This is a genomic window from Roseateles violae (assembly GCF_030410485.1).
Taxonomy (GTDB): Bacteria; Pseudomonadota; Gammaproteobacteria; order Burkholderiales; family Burkholderiaceae_C; genus Roseateles_D; species Roseateles_D violae.
This window is the reverse complement of the sequence record NZ_JAUHHC010000007.1, coordinates 156161-172194: the sequence shown is the minus strand read 5'-3', so window position 1 is coordinate 172194 and position 16034 is coordinate 156161. Positions and strand designations below refer to the sequence as shown.

Genomic DNA, 16034 nt, shown 5'->3' with positions numbered 1-16034 from the left:
GCCGCTGTGCGATCGACGGGCACCTGCGGGTGCCCGTTGTCGTTTTGGCGGTATCCCTGCCCCGGCTGGCCCGGGCGCGATGCGTTAAATTCGCCCCATGGGATTCCGTTCATTCGCCGTCGCCCGCCTGCCCGCAGCCCTGACCGGCCTGCCGGGCCTGCGCAGCACGGCCGCGCCGGCGCCGACCGAGGCCGAGGCCGCCTCCTTCGACGCGCTGGCCCACCGGCTGCACTACCTGCCCAAGGCCGACATCCGGCGCATCCGCGAGGCCTACAAGTTTGCCGACGCAGCCCATCTGGGCCAGTTGCGCACCAGCGGCGAGCCGTACATCACCCATCCGATCGCGGTGGCCGGCATCTGCGCCGAATGGCGGCTCGACGCCCAGGCCATCATGGCCTCCCTGCTGCACGACACGATGGAGGACTGCGGCGTCACCAAGGCCGAGCTGATCGAGAAGTTCGAGGCGCCGACGGCCGAGCTGGTCGACGGGCTCACCAAGCTGGACAAGCTGCAGTTCTCGACCAAGGAGGAATCGCAGGCCGAGTCCTTCCGCAAGATGCTGCTGGCGATGGCGCGCGATGTGCGCGTGATCCTGATCAAGCTGGCCGACCGCCTGCACAATATGCGCACGATGGACGCGATGGCGGCCGTCAAGCAGCGCCGCATCGCCCGCGAGACGCTGGACATTTACGCGCCGATCGCGCACCGGCTGGGTCTGAACCAGATCTACCGCGAGCTGCAGGAGCTGTCCTTCCAGTTCATCAGCCCCTGGCGCCATGCGGCGCTGTCCAAGGCGATCACGAAGGCGCGTGGCAACCGCCGCGACCTGGTCTCGCGCATCGAGCGCGACGTGCTGAAGGCCTTCGGCGAGTCGGAGCTCAAGGTCGAGATCCACGGCCGCGAGAAGACGCTGTACTCGATCTACAAGAAGATGAAGGACAAGCACCTGAGCTTTGCCCAGGTGTCCGACATCTTCGGCTTCCGCATCGTCGTGGCCGACCTGCCCAGCTGCTATCTGTCGCTGGGGGTGCTGCACCAGCTCTACAAGCCGCAGCCGGGCCGCTTCAAGGACTACATCGCGATCCCGAAGCCGAACGGCTACCAGTCGCTGCACACGACCCTGGTCAGCCCGCTGGGCACGCCGGTCGAGTTCCAGATCCGCACCGAGAACATGCATCTGGTGGCCGAGAAAGGCGTGGCCGCGCACTGGATGTACAAGGCCGGCACCAGCTCGCAGGGTATGCAGCAGCTGGGCGCGAACTGGCTGCAGTCGCTGATCGACATCCAGGACGAGACGCGCGACGCCAACGAGTTCCTCGAACACGTCAAGATCGACCTGTTCCCCGACGCGGTCTACGTGTTCACGCCCAAGAGCAAGATCATGGCCCTGCCCAAGGGCGCGACGCCGGTCGACTTTGCCTATGCGATCCACTCGGACGTCGGCGACCATTGCGTGGCCGCCCAGATCAATGGCGAGCCGGTGCCCCTGCGCACCGAGCTGCGCAGCGGCGACGTGGTCGAGATCGTCACCGCCCCCGGCGCGCGACCCAATCCGGCCTGGCTCAGCTTTGTGCGCACCGGCCGGGCGCGCTCCAAGATCCGCCATTTCCTGAAGAACCTGGAGCAGGAAGAATCGCGCGACCTGGGCGAAAAAATGCTGGCCCAGGCGCTGCGCGCCGAGGGGCTGACCCTGCCCAGCCTCGACGACGAGGACCAGACCGCCGCCCAGGCCTGGCAGCAGCTGGCCCGCTGGGCCGGCAACCGCCATGTCGACGAGTTGCTGGTCGAGATCGGCCTGGGCCGCAAGATCGCCAGCATCGTCGCCAAGAAGCTGGCGCGCATGCTGACCGAGCAGGGCCAGCGCCCCGACGCGGTGATGCTGACCATGGGCCGCTTCGGCGATGACGATGCACCGGCCCAGGGCCAGGTGATGCTGGACGGCAGCGAAGGCGCCTCGGTGCGGCTGGCGCCCTGCTGCCGACCTATCCCCGGCGACGACGTCAAGGGCTATCTGGGCCGTGGCGAGGGCCTCTTGGTGCACACGGCCGAATGCTCGGTCGGCCGCAAGCTGTTCCAGCGCGACTCCGAGCACTGGATCGCGGTCACCTGGGCCGAGGAGCTGAGCCGGCCCTTCGAGGCGGCCGTCTCCCTGCTGCTGAACAATGGCAAGGGCGTGCTGGCCCAGGTCGCCTCGGCCGTCAGCAGCGCCGAGGCCGACATCACCCATATCTCGATGAGCGAGGAATCGCAGGCGAGCGAGACGGCCGAGATGAATCTGCTGCTGTCCGTGCGCGACCGCCTGCACCTGGCCGATGTGCTGCGCACCTTGAAACGCTCGCCGGCGGTGCTGCGCGTCTGGCGCGTCAAGCCCTGATCAGGTTTTAGGCGCCGGGTAGCTCACCTCGATCACCTCGATCGTCTCGACGCCGCCCGGCGTCAGCAATTGCAGCTCGTCGCCCTCACGGGCCTTCAGCAGCACGCGCGCGATCGGCGAGATCCAGCTGACCTCGCCCTTCAGGCTGTCGCTCTCGTCGATGCCCTTGATGGTGATCGTCCGCTCCTCGCCTTTCGCGTTCGCGTAGGTGACGGTGGCGCCGAAGAAGATCTGGTCCTTGCCATGGTGCACGCTGGGGTCGGCGACCTCGGCGATGTCCAGGCGCTTGGTCAGGAAGCGCAGGCGGCGGTCGATCTCGCGCAGCCGCTTCTTGCCGTACAGATAGTCGCCGTTCTCGGAGCGGTCGCCGTTCTTGGCCGCCCAGGACACGGTCTCGACGATCTTGGGCCGCTCCACATCGAGCAGCTCGATGAACTCGGCGCGCAGCCGCCCATAGCCCTCGGGCGTCATGTAGTTGCGCGTGCCCTGCGGCAGCGAGGGCAGCGCCAGCTCCTCGTCGTCGTCCTGCTCGCTTTCCTTTGTGAATGCCTTGCTCATGCCGTGTATTGTGGCGCTGACGCAAAAACAATGAGGAGAACACGATGAGCGAAGGTCCCCTGGGCGGCCTGCGGGTGATCGAGATGGCCGGCATCGGCCCGGGGCCCTTCGTCGGCATGCTGCTGGCCGATATGGGCGCCGAGGTGATCGTCGTCGAGCGGCCGGCGGCGCTGCGCAGCTTGGGCGCCGGCGAGGCGATGAACCGCGGCAAGCGCTCGATCTGCCTGGACCTCAAGCATCCGCTGGGCCTGCAGGCGGTCAAGAAGCTGATCGCCGGCGCCGACGCGCTGATCGAGGGCTACCGCCCCGGCGTGATGGAAAGACTGGGCCTGGGGCCGGCCGACTGCGAGGCGGGCAACCCGCGCCTGGTCTATGGCCGCGTCACCGGCTGGGGCCAGACCGGCCCGCTGGCGCAGGCGGCCGGCCACGACATCAACTATGTGGCGCTGACCGGCGCGCTGTCGATCGCGACGCGCGAGGGCGTCGCGCCGAGCCTGCCCGCCACCCTGCTCGGCGATATGGCCGGCGGCGCCATGTTCGCCGCCTTCGGCATCGTCTGCGCGCTGCTGGAAGCCAGGGCCTCGGGCCGCGGCCAGGTCGTCGACGCGGCGATGGTCGACGGCGTCGGCGCGCTGACGGCGCTGGTCCATTCGCTGCGCGCCAGCGGCTTCTGGCGCGAGCAGCCGGCGCAGAACTTCTTCCTGCACAGCTCGCCCTTCTACGATAGCTTTAAATGCGCGGATGGCCGCTACGTGACCCTGGGCGCGATCGAGCCGCAGTTCTACCGCGAGCTGCTGCAGCGGCTGGAACTGCACGACCTTGACCCGGCCCAGCAATACGATGCGCGGCAATGGCCGGCGCTGCGCGAGCGCGTCGCCGCGCGCATCCGCACCAAGACGCGCGCGGAATGGACGGCGCTGCTCGAAGGCAGCGATGTGTGCTTCGCGCCGGTGCTGTCGCTGGACGAGGCGGCGCGCCATCCGCACAACCAAGCGCGCGGCAATTTCGTCGAGGTCGATGGCCATTGGCAACCGGCCGCCGCGCCGCGTTTCTCGCGCAGCGCGATCCGCGCCCCGCAGCGCGGCCCCGCACCGGGCGCCGATGGCCGCACCCTGCTGGGCGAGCTGGGTTTCGATGCGCAGCAGATCGCGGCCTTGCTGCCGAGCGAGGGCTGAGCCGGTCGGCAGGAGCGCAACTTGCCCTCGGGTGACATTCCCACTCGGAGTCGAGTCACCATGGAAAGCAAAGCCCGTCTGCTGGGGCATCCGATTCACCAGATGCTCGTCGTGTTTCCGCTGGGCTGCTCGGCGCCTCGGTCGGGTTCGATCTGCTGGCCATCGCCACCGGGCGGCCCATGCTGGCCGTCGTCGCCGACTACCCGATTGCCGCCGGCCTGATCGGCGGCCTGCTGGCGGCACCCTTCGGCCTGATCGACTGGCTGGCGATCCCACGCGGCACGCGGGCCAAGTCGCTCGGCGCGCTGCACGCCGGCGGCAACGTGATCGTGCTGAGCCTGTTCGCGCTCAGCTGGTGCTTGCGGCGCGACGCGCCCAAGGCGCCGAGCTGGCTGGCCCATGCGCTGGTCTTCATCGGCGTGACGCTGGCCCTGGTCACCGCCTGGATGGGCGGGGAACTGGTCGACCGCCTGGGTGTCGGCGTCAGCGATGACGCAAATCTCGACGCGCCGAGTTCACTGCGGCGCCGTCAGGGCCAGCCGGTATCCTGAACGCGGCGGTTGATCGCCCAATGGAAAACGGGCCAGACGCTTGCGCATCTGGCCCGTTGATTCTCTTCTTATTGTTTGGCGCGGCTGGCAGGATTCGAACCCACGACCCCTTGGTTCGTAGCCAAGTACTCTATCCAACTGAGCTACAGCCGCGAAGCCTTGCACTATAGCATTCTTTTTGGAAGAAGTCCAAAAAGAATGCGGCCAGTATCAGGCCGAGACGGTCATGGCCTGGTTCCGGCCGGCCGTCTTCGCGCGATACATGGCCTTGTCGGCGCGCGAGATCAATTCATCCAGGCTCGCGCCATGCCCCGGAAAGCCGGCCACGCCGAAGCTGGCCGTCAGCGCCAGTCCCTGGGCGCGCGGCGGCAACTGTTCGAGCTCGCTGCGCATGCGCTCCGCGAAGCGCTCGCTGAGCTCGAGCTCGCAATGGCTCAGCAAGAGGATGAATTCCTCGCCGCCGAGCCGTCCGGCCAGATCGCTGCGGCGCATCTGCGCGCGGATCACTTCGGCCACCTCGAGCAGCGCGGCATCGCCGCCGGCATGACCCAGCTCGTCGTTGAAGCGCTTGAAATGGTCGACGTCAAGCAGGATGGCGGTCACGCCGAAGCCGTGCCGGCGCGCCTGCTCCAGCAGATGCTCGCCCGCCTCGAAGACGCCACGCCGGTTCAGCAGGCCGGTCAGCGCATCGGTATTCGATTGACTGCGCAGCTGCTCAATCAGCGAATCGCGCTCCTTCTCCAGCGCCAGCCGCTGCGTGCGCTCCTGCAGCGCACGCACGGCCTGGATCAACGCGGCCAGTCCATCCTCGGCCGGCGCCTGCGGCAGCGGGGTCAGCGTCGTCAGTGGCCGGTTCGCGGCCAGCTCGTCGACGGCCTGTGCGATCGCCGCCAGCGGCCCGAGGACGCGCCGCCGCACCAGCAGCAGCAGCCCCACCAGGCCCGCCACCATCGCCACTGCACCGATCAGCACCAGGCCCAGCAGGCCCAGGGCCTCGCGCCGCGCGGCGCGCGCGCCGTCCAGCGACTGCTCGAGCAGCGCGTCGCGCACCTCGAGGATCGAGTTCATGTCCGGCACATAGGCCTCGGCAAAAGCGGCCGGGCTCAGCGCATGTGCCTGGCCGGCCTGGCTGGCGGTGATGACCTGCTCGGCCAGCGGCAGCGCCGTGCCGAAATAGCGTTGCTGCGCGCGCTCCCAGAGCTCGGCCGTCGGCGTGCCGCTCTGTGGCCGGGCCAGGCGCACCGAGATCAGAAAGCGCAGCTGGTCGATGCGGCCGCGCGTGTGCTGGACCGCGTCGAGCTCGGCCCGCGTCATCGGCCGACCCGCCGCCAGCGCGGCGGTGAAATGCGAGCCCAGCAGGCCGGCGTACTCGCGCAACTCGGCGCTCAGCCGCGCGGCCTGCAGCGGATCGCCGATCGGCGGATAGTCGTTCTGCGCCTCGTTGGCCAGCTGGCTGACCAGCGGGGCGAGCTGCCGGATCACCGCCACCATCGCTTGCACGCAGGCAGCGATCGCCTCGGACGAGCGCTGCGCCAGCGGCTCGGCGGCGACGCGATCGATCTGCTGGCGCGCCTGCTCCAGCGCCAGCCTCGCCCGCGCCAGCTGCGGCTCTCGATCGGGCACGACCGAGTCGGGTCGTACCAGCAGGGCCGCGAAGGCCGCATCGGTCTTGCCCCGCGCCTCGTCGAGGCGCTGACGGGCCGGCGCGGTATGCGGCAGCGGCTCGCCGAGCCAGCCATTGCTGGGTCCGCGCTCGCGCGAGGCCTTTTCGGCCACCAGCAGCGCCAGCCGCAATTCCTCCACCGCCGCCAGCGCCCGGCTGCTCCGCTCCAGCTCATGCAAGGCCCCACCGGTCAGCAGCGCCAGCAAGGCCACCGTGACCACCACCAGCAGCAGCGCGACGATGCGGAGCAGGCGGATCAGCGACATGAACGCGAGGGCGACGCGGCTTCGGGCTTGGGCATCGGGGCATTGTCACTGCCCGGGTCCATGAAGCAAGGCGGCGCGCAACCAAACCGCAGCGCCTTGCGAAGCCGCAAAGGAAAACGGGCCAGACGTTTGCACGTCTGGCCCGTTGATTCTCTTCTTATTATTGGTGCGGCTGGCAGGATTCGAACCCACGACCCCTTGGTTCGTAGCCAAGTACTCTATCCAACTGAGCTACAGCCGCGAAGCCTTGCACTATAGCATGGTTTTTTAGTCTCTCCAAGGAGAGCCGGTTTTTTTGTTCGACTCGCTGGCTCAGGGCAGCGAGGCCGCCGCCTCGTGGCAGCGCGCGCGGCGCTCCAGATCGCCATCGCGCTCGGCCAGCTGCGCCAGCATCATCCAGCTGCGCCGGCGCGCGGCGACCGGCATCGCACGATCGTCGGCCACCTGCTCCAGCAGCAGGCGCGCCTTGCCCCAGAGCTGGCGCTCGGCCAGCGCATGGCCCAGCGCGTAGACCAGATGCCGGTCGCGCGGGAAGCGGGCGACGGCGGCTTCGAGCCGCTGCAGCCATTCGGGGCCCAGGCCGGGCAAGACCGGCACCAGGGCCTCGGCCAGCGCGACGCGCTCGTCGGCCGTCAGCTCGCCGATATCGTCCCAGAAGGGCCGCAGCCAGCCGCGTCCATCATCGGGCGCGCCCAGGGTCGCGGCGCATTGCGCGGCGCGCGAAGCAACGATCGGATCGCGCCGGTCGGCACTGTCCAGTTGCTGCCAGGCCTGGCGCAGCTGATCGACGTCGCGGGCGCTGCTCAGGGCCTCGAAGGCCAGTGAGCGCAGCAGGCCCTGCGCGGCAACCTTGGAGAAGGCCTGGTGCTTGGCCAGCAGCCGCGCGGTACGCAGCGCCTCCAGCGGATTGGCGGCCAGCCGCGCGGCCTGCAGCTTCAGCCGCAGCGCCTGCGTGCGCCGGCCGACGCCGGGACTCAGCTCGGCCAGCAGACTCAGCGCGCGGCCGGCATCGCGATCGTCCAGCGCCCATTCGGCCGCCAGCAGCCGCGCGCCCTCCTCCAGCGCGCCGCGCCTGGCCAGGCCCAGCGCCTGCTGCAAATGCTCGTCGCGCCGGCGGCGGTCCTGCAGCCGGTGCGCGCTGCCGGCCGCCATCAGGTGGCTCAGCGCGGTGAAGTCCTGGTCCTGCGCCAGCTCGGGTGTCTGCGCCTGGATGCTCAGCGCCTTCTGCGCCGCCTTCTGTGCGCGGCTGTAGCGGGCACCGAAAAACTCGGCCAGCGCCTCGCGCAAGGCCAACTGCGCACTGCGCTCGCGCTGCGCGACCCGCCATTCGCGCGCACGCCGTGGCAGGCTGACCAGCGAGTTGAGCGTGTTGATCGCCGTCACCAGCGCGAAGCAGCTGCCGACCAGGACCAGGAGGAACAGATTCAGCGAGACATCGAGCCGCCAGCCGTTCCAGTAGAAGGAGGCCAGGCCGTCGTTGCTGCCCAGGGTCAGCGCGGCAACGACGGCCACGGCGAACAGCAGCACCAGCCAGATCACGGTACGCATGATGGCGATGGCCCCCGATCAGCGTCCGGCCGCCGCGGCGGCCAGCGCCGCCAGCGTGTCGTCGGGCCGCGGCACATTGACCTGGCGCGCCTGGCCGGCGACCTGGCGCAGCAGCTCGCTGGCCGAGACGACCTTGCGCGAACGGGTGTCGAAGTAGCGGTTGAGCATCTCCTGCGTATCGCGCAGATCGGCCTGCGCGGTATCGAACTGGCGGCTCAGCAGGGCCAGCCGCGCGTTCAGCAGGCGCAGCTTGAGGTTCTCGCGCAGGAAGAAGCTCTGCTCCGGCGCGATCAGCATGCCCTCCGGATGTTCGATGCGGGTCACGCGCAAGAGGCTGCGCGCCTCGTCCCAGACGCGTGCGCTCCATGCCAGCCATTGGCCGCGCGCCTGGCGCCACCAGCTCGCCACCGGCCCCTCGTCGGCATCGGCCGCCTCAGCGGGCGCCGCCGCCGGCCGGGCGACCGCCTTCGGCGCCTCGGTGCCGCGCGGCCGCGCGGCCTCGCTGGCACGCTCGGCATTCGACAGCAGCGGCAACTCATCGAGCAGGCGCACGACCTCGTCAAGCTTGATCGTCAGCGTCGACACGTCGACCACGCTGACCGCCTTGACGCGGTCCAGATCGCGGGCGACCGCGCGGCGCACGCCTTCCATGCGCGGCTGCTTGTAGCGCAGGAGGCGCTCGTCGGCCTGGCGCAGGGTCGCGACCAGCGGCTCGGCGCTGCCGGTGATCGAGCTCTGCTGCAGGGCAACGCGAATCGAGGCCTCGATATCGCCGATCACGTTCTCGTCCCGCGAGCGCGACATCGACTGGATCAACTCCTCCAGCTGGCCGCGCTGCAAGGCCACCTCGGCCAGCCGCGCCTCCAGCAGGGCCAGCTTGGCGGCGGTGTCGCGGCTCAACTCCTGCGACTGGCGCGCCGTCGCACGCGCCTCGCCGGCGTCCTGGCGGCCGGCTTCCTGGCGCCGCACCAGTTCCTGCTCGACCGCCTGCTGGCGGTTCAGGCTCTGCCAGGCCAGGCCGATCGCGACCACGCAGGCCAGCGCCAGCAGCAGCATGAGGAGGGACAGCCAGGTCGGCAGGCCGGGCGCGGCAGGCGCAACGGCGGCGGGCGGGACGGCGGGATTCGGCGCGGGGCCGTCGGCAGCAGGGTTGGGGGGGCTATCGATCACGATGCGGACGATTGTAGGTTCGCCCCTGCATCGCTTCGAGCGCGGCGGCGATGGCCGCGGCCTCCGGTCGCGCCAAAACCACATGCCCGAAACCCAGGCGCCGCGCGGCCTCGGCGATGCGCTCGTGGGTGCAGATGCAGCGGCCCGCCGACCAGTCCTGCGCTGCCAGCTCCGGCAGATGCCCGACCGCCTCGGCGCTGCTGAACAGCCAGACATGGCGATCCGGTGCCGCCACGATCGCGTCCAGCAGCGCGCGCTGCGCCGCGTCGAAGCGCGGCGCGCGGCGGCGGTAGACGCTGAAGTAGAGGGTACGGGCGCCGTGCTCGCGCAGACGCTGGGCCAGCCAGTCGCGCCCGCCCTCGCCACGCAGCAGCAGGGCCAGCCGGCCCCGCCAGTCATGGCCGGCCAGCTGCGGCCACAGATGTTCGGAGTCGAGGCTGGCCGCGTCGGCCGGCGGCTGGACGATCTGCCCGGCGGGCACACCGGCCGCTTCCAGCGCACGCGCGCTGCCCGGCCCGACGCAGGCGGCCAGGGTCTGCGCCGGCCAGGCGGCGCCGGCCGGTCGGCGGGCAAAGAAATGCTCGACCGCGTTCGGACTGACGAACATGGCCAGCGCCGCATCGGGCAAGGCGGCCCAGGCGGCATCGGCCGCCTCGGCCGCGCCGGCATCGATCTCCAGCAGCGGCAGGCTGAGCGCCTCCACACCCTGCTCGGCCAGGCGCGCGAGCCAGTCCCCGGCCTGCTGCCGCGGCCGGGTCAGCACCAGCGTCAAGCGGTCCGCGGCGGGCATGGCCGGCCGCGCCTCAGGCCAGGTAGGCGGCGGCGCCCTGCTCGCGCAAGGCCTGGGCCGCGCGGGCACCGAGCGCGCGGGCCTCGGCCTCGCTGCGCACCGGGGCGGCCAGCTGCGCCTTCAGCAGCGCCCGTTCGGTCTGCTCCGGATGGCCCAGCGCGACGGCCAGCTGCAGGGACCCGCCGTCCCAGCGCGCGTGGGCGGCCAGGGGCATGCTGCAGCTGCCGCCAAGCTCGCGCGACACCGCCCGCTCGGCCTGCGTGGCCAGCCAGGTCGGCTGATGCTTCATCGGCGCCAGCGCCGCCTTCAGCGCCGTCGCGTCGGCCCGCACTTCCAGGCCCAGCGCGCCCTGGCCCGCGCAGGGAATCATCTCGGTCTCGCTGAAGCGGCTGCGGATGCGCTCGGCCAGGCCCAGGCGCATCAGGCCGGCGGCGGCCAGCACGATCGCGTCGTAGCCGCCCTCGTCGAGCTTGCGCAGCCGCGTATCCAGATTGCCGCGCAGCGGCTCGATGCGCAGATCGGGCCGCAGCGCCTTCAGCTGCACGACGCGGCGCAGGCTGGAGGTGCCGACCAGGGCGCCCTGCGGCAGTTCGGCCAGGCTCGCGTACTGGTTCGAGACGAAGGCGTCGCGCGGATCCTCACGCTCGAGGATGGCGACCAGCTCGAAGCCCTGGGGCAGGTCCATGGGCACGTCCTTCAGCGAATGCACGGCCAGCTGCGCGCGCCCCTCTTCCAGCGCCGTCTCCAGCTCCTTGACGAACAGGCCCTTGCCGCCGACCTTGGACAGCGTGCGGTCGAGGATCTGGTCGCCGCGGGTGGTCATGCCCAGCAATTCGACGCGCCGGCCCTGCTGTTCGAGCAGCGCCTTCACATGCTCGGCCTGCCACAGCGCCAGCCGGCTCTCGCGCGTTGCGATGGTGATGGTGTTGTTGTCCTGACTCATGCGCCGATTATCGATGAGGCCTGCGCCGCCAAAGAAACTGCTAAAGTCGGATTTACGTAACTTCGTTACACACCCTCTGACGAGCCTCCCATGCCTGCCAAGCCCGCCAAGTCCGTCGCCAAGCCCTCCAAATCCGCCGCCGCGCCGCGCAAGAGCGCCGCCGCCAACGACAAGAACAAGCCCCTGATGGAGGACATCCGCCTGCTGGGCCGCATCCTCGGCGAGGTGATCCGCGAGCAGGAGGGCCGCGAGGCCTACGAACTGGTCGAGCGCATCCGCAAGCTCTCGGTCGCCTTCCGGCTGAAGCGCGACGCCCAGGCCGGCAAGACTTTCGACAAGCTCTTGAAGAGCCTGTCCGGCGAGCAGACGGTCAGCGTGATCCGCGCCTTCAGCTATTTCTCGCACCTGGCCAATATCGCCGAGGACCGCCACCATGTGCGCCGCCGCGAGATCCACGAGCGCGCCGGCAGCCTGGCCGAGGGCTCGCTGGCCTTTGCGCTGGAGCGCCTGCACGAGGCCGGCGTGCGCCCGGCCGAGATCGCCCGCAGCCTGCAGCATGGCTTCATCTCGCCGGTGCTGACAGCCCACCCGACCGAGGTGCAGCGCAAGAGCATCCTCGACGCCGAGCGCGCGATCGCCGGCCTGGTCGAGCGCCGCGACGGCCTGCACACCGAGCGCGAGCTGCGCGACAACGAGGCGCTGCTGCGCGCCCGCGTGACCCAGCTCTGGCAGACCCGCATGCTGCGCTATTCGAAGCTGACCGTCGCCGACGAGATCGAGAACGCGCTGTCCTACTACCACGCGACCTTTCTGCGCGAGATTCCCAAGCTCTATGCCGAGCTCGAGGAGGCTCTGCCCGGCCATGAGCTGAACAGCTTTCTGCGCATGGGCCACTGGATAGGCGGCGACCGCGACGGCAACCCGAATGTGACGGCCGCGACGCTGAACCATGCGCTGCGCCGCCAGGGCGAGGTCGCGCTGCGCCACTATCTGACCGAGCTGCACGAGCTCGGCGCCGAGCTGTCGATCTCCTACCGGCTGGCGCGCATCACGCCCGAGATGCAGACCCTGGCCGAGCGCAGCCCCGATCGCAACGAGCACCGGATGGACGAGCCCTACCGGCGCGCGCTGACCGGCATGTACGCCCGCCTGGCCGCGACCTTGACCGAGCTGACCGGCACCGAGGCGCTGCGCCACGCGGTCGCGCCGCAGGATCCCTATCGCAGCCCCGAAGAGCTGCTGGCCGATCTGCGCGTGATCGAGGCCTCGCTGCGCAGCCACCACGCCGACGCGCTGATCGCGCCGCGGCTCAAGCCCTTGATGCGGGCGATCCAGGTCTTCGGCTTCCATCTGGCCACGCTGGACCTGCGCCAGAGCTCGGACCAGCACGAGTTGGTGATCACCGAGCTCTTGGCCACGGCGCGCATCGCGCCCGACTATGCGGCCCTGGATGAAGCCGCGCGCCGCGAGCTGCTGCTGAAGCTGCTGTCCGACGCGCGGCCGCTGCGCGTCGTCGGCCATGCGTACGGCGAGAAGACGCAAGGCGAATTGGCGATCTTCGAGGCGGCGCGCGAGGCGCTGGCCCGCTTCGGCCGCGAGGCGCTGCGCCACTACATCATCTCGCACACCGAGACGGTCAGCGACCTCCTGGAAGTGCTGCTGCTCTTGAAGGAAGTCGGTCTGCTGCGCGGCACCCTGGACTCCAGCGATGCCATCAGCGATCTGATCGTCGTGCCCCTGTTCGAGACCATCGGCGACCTGCGCGAGGCGCCGACCATCATGGCCGAGTTCTATGCCCTGCCCGGCATCGCGGCCCTGATCAAGCGCGGCGGCGCCGAGCAGGACGTGATGCTCGGCTACTCGGACTCGAACAAGGACGGCGGCATGTTCACCAGCTCCTGGGAGCTGTACCGCGCCGAGATCGCCCTGGTCGAGATGTTCGCGCGCCTGCGCGTCGCGCACGGCATCACCTTGCGCCTGTTCCACGGCCGCGGCGGCACAGTCGGCCGCGGCGGCGGCCCCAGCTACCAGGCCATCCTGGCCCAGCCGCCCGGCACGGTGAACGGCCAGATACGCCTGACCGAGCAGGGCGAGGTGATCAACAGCAAGTACGCCAACCCCGAGATCGGCCGCCGCAATCTGGAAACCCTGGTCGCCGCGACCTTGGAGGCCACGCTGCTGCACCCGACCAAGAGCGCGCCGAAGAGCTTCCTCGACGCGGCCCAGGCCCTGTCCGATGCCAGCTTCAAGGCCTATCGCGGCCTGGTCTACGACACGCCCGGCTTCGCCGACTACTTCTTCGCCGCCACGCCGATCCGCGAGATCGCCGAGCTCAACATCGGCTCGCGCCCGGCCTCGCGCAAGGCCACCCGCGCGATCGAGGATCTGCGCGCGATCCCCTGGGGCTTCAGCTGGGGCCAGTCGCGCATCGCCCTGCCCGGCTGGTGCGGCTTCGGCTCGGCCGTCGCCGCCTTCCTCGGCGCCGAGGGCAGCGAGCAGCATCAGCAAGGCCTGGCCCTGCTGAAGCGCATGCACCGCCAGTGGCCCTTCTTCCGCACGCTCCTGTCCAACCTCGACATGGTGCTGGCCAAGACCGATCTGGGCATCGCCGAGCGCTATGTCGACCTGGTCGAGGACCGCCGCCTGGGAAAGAAGATCTTCACCGCCGTGCGCGCCGAGTTCGAGCGCACGCAGGCAGCGCTGAGCCTGATCACCGGCGAAAAGGACCGCCTGGCCGCCAACCCGGCCCTGGCCCGCTCGATCGAGCACCGCTTCCCCTATATCGACCCGCTGAACCATCTGCAGGTCGAGCTGATGCGCCGCTACCGCGCGATTGCCCCCGAGAAGCGCGCGGACGACCCGACGCTGGAGCGCGTGCAGCGCGGCATCCACCTGTCGATCAACGGCATCGCGGCGGGGCTGCGCAATACCGGCTGAGTGACGGGGTTCCTCGGCGGGCGGCCGTATAGTCGCCCCAAGCCGCCGGAGCCCCCATCTTGCCGACCCACCGTCATCTCCTCCTGATCGACCCGCAGAACGATTTCTGCGACGTCCCCGGCGCCAGCCTGCCGGTCGCCGGTGCGGATGCCGATCTGCGGCGGGTGGCGGCGCTGCTGCAAGCAAAGATCGACGATATCGACGCGATCACCGTCACGCTGGACACGCATCGCCGGCTCGATATCGCCCACCCGGGCTTCTGGATCACCGCCAACGGCGGCGGTGTCGCACCGTTCACGCAGATCACGGCGGCGCAACTGCGCGCCGGCCAGTTCCGGCCGCGGGTCGCCGGCCACCTGCCGCGCGCCCAGGCCTATGTCGAGGCGCTGGAGGCGCGCGGTCGCTACACCTTGATGGTCTGGCCGGTCCATTGCGAGCTCGGCAGCTGGGGCCATAACATCCATGGCCCGCTGCAAGAGGCGCTGATCGGCTGGCAGCTGGCCCGGCAGCGCCCTATCGAGTTCGTGCTCAAGGGCATGAACCCCTGGACCGAGCATTACAGCGCCCTGCAGGCCGAGGTGCCCGACCCGGCCGACCCGGGCACGCTGCTGAACCATGCGCTGGTCGAGCGGCTCGACAACTGCGACGAGCTCTGGATCGCCGGCGAGGCAAGCAGCCACTGCGTGAGGGCGACGGTAGCGGACCTGGTCGAGCATCTGCCCAGCGGCCGCCTCGACAAGCTGGTGCTGATCAGCGACGGGATGAGCCCGGTGGGCGGCTTCGAGGCGCAGGGCGCGAACTTCCTCGATGCGATGCGCCGACGCGGCCTGCGCCTGGCGCGCTGCGCCGAACTGGCGGCATGACGACGATGAGAAAGCTAGTCATCACCAGCCTGCTGGAGACCGATCTCTACAAGTTCACGATGTGGCAGGCGATGCTGCATCGCCATCCGCAGACGCATGCCGAGTATGCGTTCTGGTGCCGCAACGAGCCCGCCTATCCGCTGAGCGAGCTGCTCGACGAGCTCAATATGGAGCTCGACCATCTGTGCAGCCTGAGCTTTCGCGCCGACGAGCTGCAGTACCTGGCGGGGCTGCGCTTCATCAAGTCGGACTTCATCGACTTTCTGCGCATCTTCCGTTTCCAGCGCGACTTCATCAAGGCGCGCGCCAAGGGCCCGCATCTGGAAATCATCGCCAGCGGCCCGCAGGTCCATGTGATGGGCTTCGAGATCTATCTGCTGGCCATCGTCAACGAGCTCTATTTCCGCCGCTTCGACAACAGCGACGCGCTCAATGTGGGCCGCGAGCGCCTGCTGGCCAAGATCGCGCAGCTGCGCGCCTTCAGCCACGAGGCGCCCCGCCGCCATCCCTTCGAGTTCTTCGACTTCGGCCTGCGCCGGCGCTTCTCCGGCGACTGGCATCGCGAGGTGATCGCGACGCTGGCCCGGCAGATGCCGCGCTATTTCAAGGGCACTTCGAACGTGCTGCTGGCGCGCGACCTGGGCCTGGTGCCGATCGGCACGATGGCGCACGAGTATCTGCAGACCTTCCAGGCCCTGGGCGTGCGCCTGCGCGACCACCAGAAGGCCGCGCTGGAGGCCTGGGTGCAGGAGTACCGCGGCGACCTCGGCGTCGCGCTGACCGATGTGGTCGGCATGGATGCCTTCCTGGCCGACTTCGATCTCTATTTCGCCAAGCTCTTCGACGGCCTGCGCCACGACTCGGGCGACCCGGTCTGGTGGGGCGAGAAGGCGCTGGCCCATTACGCCAAGCTGCGCATCGATCCGCACACCAAGCGTCTGGTCTTCTCGGACAGCCTGACCATCGCCCGCGCGCTGGAGCTCTACCGCCATTTCGCCGACCGCACCCAGCTGGGCTTCGGCATCGGCACCTCGCTGTCCAACGACGTCGGCCACCGCACCTTGCACATCGTGATGAAGCTGACCCATGCCAATGGCCAGCCGGTCGCCAAGCTCTCGGACAGCCCCGGCAAGACCATGTGCGACGACGAGACCTTCCTGGCCTATCTGCGCCAGGTGTTCAGCCGACCGGCGTAA

General features: G+C 69.7%; 12 protein-coding genes and 2 tRNA genes. 6 read left to right on the top strand and 8 right to left on the bottom strand.

All coding sequences use genetic code 11. From position 1 onward, the window contains the following. The first annotated feature begins 97 nt into the window (after nt 1–97). A complete protein-coding gene (locus tag QWJ38_RS22880) occupies nt 98–2374 on the top strand; it encodes a RelA/SpoT family protein (protein WP_290361450.1) in 2277 nt (758 codons plus the stop codon). Here the strand turns inward: QWJ38_RS22880 and greB are convergent, their stop codons facing one another. Then, nucleotides 2375–2932 carry a transcription elongation factor GreB gene (greB, locus tag QWJ38_RS22875; protein WP_290361449.1) on the bottom strand — a complete coding sequence of 186 codons (558 nt, stop codon included), beginning with the start codon at nt 2930–2932 and terminating at the stop codon, nt 2375–2377. A 44-nt stretch (nt 2933–2976) separates the two neighbouring features. Between greB and QWJ38_RS22870 the strand changes: the two genes are divergently transcribed. Continuing rightward, nucleotides 2977–4107, top strand: coding sequence for a CaiB/BaiF CoA transferase family protein (locus QWJ38_RS22870; RefSeq protein WP_290361448.1), 1131 nt, complete (start codon nt 2977–2979; stop codon nt 4105–4107). 179 nt (nt 4108–4286) lie between these two features. Next, nucleotides 4287–4658, top strand: coding sequence for a DUF2231 domain-containing protein (locus QWJ38_RS22865; RefSeq protein WP_290361447.1), 372 nt, complete (start codon nt 4287–4289; stop codon nt 4656–4658). A gap of 76 nt (nt 4659–4734) precedes the next feature. Here QWJ38_RS22865 and QWJ38_RS22860 read toward each other — a convergent pair. The 7 genes from QWJ38_RS22860 to hemC all read right to left on the bottom strand — a co-directional run bounded on the left by QWJ38_RS22860 (nt 4735) and on the right by hemC (nt 11038). Further along, nucleotides 4735–4811, bottom strand: a tRNA-Arg gene (locus QWJ38_RS22860). Between the two features lie 57 nt (nt 4812–4868). Continuing rightward, on the bottom strand, nt 4869–6587 hold the full coding sequence (locus QWJ38_RS22855; RefSeq protein WP_290361446.1) for a GGDEF domain-containing protein: 1719 nt from the start codon (nt 6585–6587) through the stop codon (nt 4869–4871). A 164-nt stretch (nt 6588–6751) separates the two neighbouring features. Beyond that, a tRNA-Arg gene (locus QWJ38_RS22850) sits at nt 6752–6828 on the bottom strand. A 71-nt stretch (nt 6829–6899) separates the two neighbouring features. Beyond that, the gene (locus QWJ38_RS22845; protein ID WP_290361445.1) at nt 6900–8135 is read right to left on the bottom strand and encodes a heme biosynthesis HemY N-terminal domain-containing protein; all 1236 of its coding nucleotides are present in this window, start codon (nt 8133–8135) and stop codon (nt 6900–6902) included. Between the two features lie 18 nt (nt 8136–8153). Next, nucleotides 8154–9305, bottom strand: coding sequence for a uroporphyrinogen-III C-methyltransferase (locus QWJ38_RS22840; protein ID WP_290361444.1), 1152 nt, complete (start codon nt 9303–9305; stop codon nt 8154–8156). Beyond that, complete coding sequence (locus QWJ38_RS22835) at nt 9295–10095, bottom strand: uroporphyrinogen-III synthase (protein WP_290361443.1); 801 nt, start codon at nt 10093–10095, stop codon at nt 9295–9297. The genes QWJ38_RS22840 and QWJ38_RS22835 overlap by 11 nt, the downstream gene beginning before the upstream one ends. Before the next feature lie 13 nt (nt 10096–10108). Next, complete coding sequence (gene hemC / locus QWJ38_RS22830; protein ID WP_290361442.1) at nt 10109–11038, bottom strand: hydroxymethylbilane synthase; 930 nt, start codon at nt 11036–11038, stop codon at nt 10109–10111. 90 nt (nt 11039–11128) lie between these two features. Between hemC and ppc the strand changes: the two genes are divergently transcribed. Genes ppc through pncB form a run of 3 tightly spaced genes read left to right on the top strand, consistent with a single transcriptional unit; the run spans nt 11129 to nt 16034 of the window. Then, nucleotides 11129–13975 carry a phosphoenolpyruvate carboxylase gene (gene ppc, locus QWJ38_RS22825; RefSeq protein WP_434064027.1) on the top strand — a complete coding sequence of 949 codons (2847 nt, stop codon included), beginning with the start codon at nt 11129–11131 and terminating at the stop codon, nt 13973–13975. A 59-nt stretch (nt 13976–14034) separates the two neighbouring features. Beyond that, nucleotides 14035–14838 (top strand): cysteine hydrolase family protein, encoded by an 804-nt coding sequence (locus tag QWJ38_RS22820; RefSeq protein WP_290361441.1) that lies wholly within the window; start codon nt 14035–14037, stop codon nt 14836–14838. After that, nucleotides 14835–16034, top strand: a complete 1200-nt coding sequence (gene pncB, locus QWJ38_RS22815; protein ID WP_434064026.1) for a nicotinate phosphoribosyltransferase — start codon at nt 14835–14837, stop codon at nt 16032–16034. Before QWJ38_RS22820 ends, pncB begins: the two co-directional genes overlap by 4 nt.

Excerpts from the sequence above, each read along its gene's own strand:
- QWJ38_RS22880 (WP_290361450.1), top strand. The coding sequence starts at position 98 with ATGGGATTCCGTTCATTCGCCGTCGCCCGCCTGCCCGCAGCCCTGACC.
- greB (WP_290361449.1), bottom strand. The coding sequence starts at position 2,932 with ATGAGCAAGGCATTCACAAAGGAAAGCGAGCAGGACGACGACGAGGAG.
- QWJ38_RS22870 (WP_290361448.1), top strand. The coding sequence starts at position 2,977 with ATGAGCGAAGGTCCCCTGGGCGGCCTGCGGGTGATCGAGATGGCCGGC.
- QWJ38_RS22865 (WP_290361447.1), top strand. The coding sequence starts at position 4,287 with ATGCTGGCCGTCGTCGCCGACTACCCGATTGCCGCCGGCCTGATCGGC.
- QWJ38_RS22855 (WP_290361446.1), bottom strand. The coding sequence starts at position 6,587 with ATGTCGCTGATCCGCCTGCTCCGCATCGTCGCGCTGCTGCTGGTGGTG.
- QWJ38_RS22845 (WP_290361445.1), bottom strand. The coding sequence starts at position 8,135 with ATGCGTACCGTGATCTGGCTGGTGCTGCTGTTCGCCGTGGCCGTCGTT.
- QWJ38_RS22835 (WP_290361443.1), bottom strand. The coding sequence starts at position 10,095 with ATGCCCGCCGCGGACCGCTTGACGCTGGTGCTGACCCGGCCGCGGCAG.
- hemC (WP_290361442.1), bottom strand. The coding sequence starts at position 11,038 with ATGAGTCAGGACAACAACACCATCACCATCGCAACGCGCGAGAGCCGG.
- ppc (WP_434064027.1), top strand. The coding sequence starts at position 11,129 with ATGCCTGCCAAGCCCGCCAAGTCCGTCGCCAAGCCCTCCAAATCCGCC.
- pncB (WP_434064026.1), top strand. The coding sequence starts at position 14,835 with ATGACGACGATGAGAAAGCTAGTCATCACCAGCCTGCTGGAGACCGAT.